4 protein-coding genes are annotated in these 3,477 nt (G+C 35.5%); all 4 read right to left on the reverse strand.

Annotation, left to right across the window (positions count from 1 at the left end; translation table 11 throughout):
- Positions 1-186: helix-turn-helix domain-containing protein (locus AC5YCE_RS15365; protein ID WP_496172595.1), on the reverse strand; the 186-nt coding region annotated here is incomplete at its 3' end.
- Between the two features lie 338 nt (positions 187-524).
- The gene (locus tag AC5YCE_RS15370) at positions 525-986 is read right to left on the reverse strand and encodes a hypothetical protein (protein ID WP_496172596.1); all 462 of its coding nucleotides are present in this window, start codon (positions 984-986) and stop codon (positions 525-527) included.
- Positions 970-1,332, reverse strand: a complete 363-nt coding sequence (locus tag AC5YCE_RS15375; protein ID WP_496172597.1) for a hypothetical protein — start codon at positions 1,330-1,332, stop codon at positions 970-972. Before AC5YCE_RS15375 ends, AC5YCE_RS15370 begins: the two co-directional genes overlap by 17 nt.
- 71 nt (positions 1,333-1,403) lie before the next feature.
- A partial coding sequence (locus tag AC5YCE_RS15380) for an RHS repeat domain-containing protein (RefSeq protein WP_496172598.1) occupies positions 1,404-3,477 on the reverse strand: 2,074 nt, incomplete at its 5' end.

The raw sequence follows: 3,477 nt of genomic DNA on the forward strand, positions 1-3,477 counted from the left end.
CGAAGGGCGTCCTGCATTTTGAGGTTTAGGCTGTTTGAGCTGACCAGTCTGCTGTTCGAGTAGAATCCAATCATCTAGGGTGGTTCTTGCAATATTAAACAGTTCACACGTTTTGGATTTATGCTGTGATTCTTTATAAAACTGCATGACTTTTTCGCGTAGATCGACAGAATATGTTTTTGGCATGATCCTAAATCTTAGTGTTTTTTCTATTGTAGCTCATATTGGATTCTTAGCTATACCTGATCACAGTGGTAAAAGGCAACACGTTGGAGTGCTGCTTTGTTCTTGCGCGTGTCCGTGCTCCAGACTGGATCTCGGTGGATCGAATAGGGGCATGGTTTTAAACTAACTATAGTCTGGGGTTTTGATAGTTGGATGAACTGGCGATAGCCTGTTTGCAGTACAGGTACTAAGCTATTCGGTTAATAGATGTATTGTTTGGTGTAGTTTTGCTGTTTCTCAGTTTTGGCTTGATTGTTTGAATTCCCGTACCATCAATCTCCATTTCATTCAAACAGGCTTTATCTACTTTCACCATGTTTACTATTCATACATACAATTTCATCTAACTTAAAACTGGAATCAGAAAAATTATAATAAAATATATTTGATTTTCTATAAATTCCATTTCTATCAAAAGTTTGGGTATGTATAATTTTTTGTTTTGATTCACAATTATAGAAGTGCTCCCCATAAATATAATCCATCACATCATTATCTCTTATTTCAACGAAACCATACTCTATTACCCCTATATTAAAATCATTATACTGATTATCTAACTTACTCTCTCTGAAATATAACTGCTTTAAATTTGGACCACCACCAACATTTTCAAAAATAAAATTTTCATTTCCACTTGATTTTTTAATTGTTTCAACAACCTGTTTTAAATCTATTTTTAATTTAGGCATATTTGCATAAGCAGAAGTAAAAAAAATACTTATGATTAATAAAACTAAAAATCTAACTACAATCATCATGACCTCTATTAAAATACAAATACACTATAGATACAGAATACGAATCTTCAAATTTAATTATATCGCCATTTTTAGCATAAAATTTTTTTGTGTTATCTTCTGGATACAATATTTGAATCTTATTCCTCTTTCCAAGGCAAAATATACTATAATTTTTCTCACTATATTTTAAAATCCATCCTTCTTTCGAAATTTCACTGTAAACTTTATTCAAATCATTTTTATTAATTTTTTGCTTCGATACTTTAAAAACCATTACCTCATTCATTTCTGTATTTATAGGGTTTTTTGAACTATAATTATAAAATCCAAAATAAGTATCCATAAATAGTTCAATATCTATCATTTCCTCTCTTTTTTTGAAATTTTCACACCCAATCAATATCATTAAGCAACTTATTATTAATAAGATTTTCATTATTTAGATACTGACCTAATAGCTTCAAATACAGTAAACTCTTTTTCTTCTTCCTCTGAGTTAGCCCCCTCTCCTTTTGAAAAAGTTACAGAAGGGATCATATTAGCTTTAGTTTTTTTAGGTCCTATAATAAGTCCTGTCTCAACACCAATCATCGTTTCTGTACTTAGAGTTTTTTCATTAAGCGGTAATGATGCACCATACGCTATAACTCCATAACTTCCTGATGCACTTACCGCCCATCCCTCTAAGAAAGAATCTGTGGCTTCCTGAGTTGTAATATCATTTGGTTTATTCAATATAGCTCCTGCCATACAGCTTGCACCTGCATGCGATTGAATTATATCCTTAACTTGCTTAAAACTACCTTTCCCTATTTTGAATTTAGGATTATTTGATTTTTTTGAAATATCTTTTAACGATATTTCCTGTTTATATTTTTCAGATTTTAAAACAATATCTAACATTTCTTTAGGCGCCACTGTTGGTGAAGTGAATACATTACCATTGTGTAAATTAATAACCTCTGTAACACCTATTCCACCTGCGCTAGCACTACAAACCATGTAATCAAATATTTTACACATTGACTGACAATTTAATATGTTATTTTTAAATCTTTCTACAATAGAACTATTATTTAAACTCTGCTTTGCATTTTTATAAGCAGCCTCGTTCAATCTTTCAATACTTCTATTATCAACTGGATAATTAGTAGTATTTAATATTTCAACTTGCTTATCCCATGCAGAAGTAACTTTTTGACGATCTTCCCAATTCTTAACTCGATGATCATAGTTATTAATATCATCTTGTCGCTGTTTTTCTAATTTTTTTAGAATCGCTGCAGCTACAGGATCAACTTTCCCATTACTGTCAGTATATGCAATCCAATTTTCCCAATCTGGACCATGCATCTTATCTGAGCGGGTACCATTCTTTTTATGAATAAAGACAGGTCTTTGGTTTAAACCCAAAGGATCAACCCAATCATTAGGATTACTTACATAAGCTAAATTATTCAATCCGCCTTGCAGCCCAATCGGATCTTTAGAAATATATCTTCCACTATGTGGCTCATAATATCTGTAACGGTTGTAGTGCAGTCCGGTTTCCTCATCATAATACTGACCTTGAAATCGGATATTGGTTTGCTCAAATATTTGGGTTTGGTTTATAGCATTGATCTGTTGTGCTCTTCCCCATGTATTGAGTTCTATTTCCCAAATACATTCGCCCTTTTCATTACTCAGGGTTTGCGGTGTTCCTACTTGATCACAATGATAAAAGGCAACACGTTCGAGTTCGGCTTTGTTCTTGCGCGTGTCTGTGCTCCAGACTGGATCTCGGTGGACCGAATACGGCATGGTTTTAAACTGACTGTAGTCTGGGGTTTTGATCAGTTGGATGAACTGGTGATAGCCTGTTTGCAGTACAGGCACAAAGCTATTGGGTTCATACACATAGTGCTTGGTGTAGCTTTTATCTTGATCTTGGCATGACTCCCACACCATCAGGTCGCCATCCCATCCAAACAGGGTGAGACTGTCTTTGCCATAGTGGTCTTGGGATTTTTTGTATAGGCGTCGTCCAAACACGTCATAACCGTATTCTGTGATCTGTCCGTTATTATCACTTTGTATCAGTCGATTCAGGTTGTCCCACTTAAGTTTAAGGCTGTGATTGCCTTGTTTTGCCTCAACCACGTTGCCTTGTGCATCGTAGCTGTAGCGTTTGCCTTGGTAGTCTTGCACCAAGTTATTTTTGATTTGGCTGGCTTGGGTCGCTATCGGATCGATCAGGTTGCCTGCGGGGTCAAAGCTAAAGGTTTCGGTTTTACTTGGGCTTTGTGTTTTGATCAAGCGTCCAATTGGATCATATTGGTAGCTGAATTTGCCTAGGCGCGTGTCTTCAACTTGGCTAAGGAGGTAGTTTTTGTCATAATGGTAGTCACGCTGGGCGTGGTGCTGTCTGTTGCCTTGTTGGTTCAGGTCTGTGGTTTCTTGCTCAGGCTGAATCGTTTGTGAGATCAGTAAACCGATATCGTTGTATTGGTTTGTTTGTATAAGTCCA

Source organism: Acinetobacter sp. CY79, from assembly GCF_059515845.1.

What these genes read in the sequence shown, in the direction of transcription:
- AC5YCE_RS15370 (WP_496172596.1), bottom strand. Translation starts at nt 986, where the DNA reads ATGATGATTGTAGTTAGATTTTTAGTTTTATTAATCATAAGTATTTTT.
- AC5YCE_RS15375 (WP_496172597.1), bottom strand. Translation starts at nt 1,332, where the DNA reads ATGATAGATATTGAACTATTTATGGATACTTATTTTGGATTTTATAAT.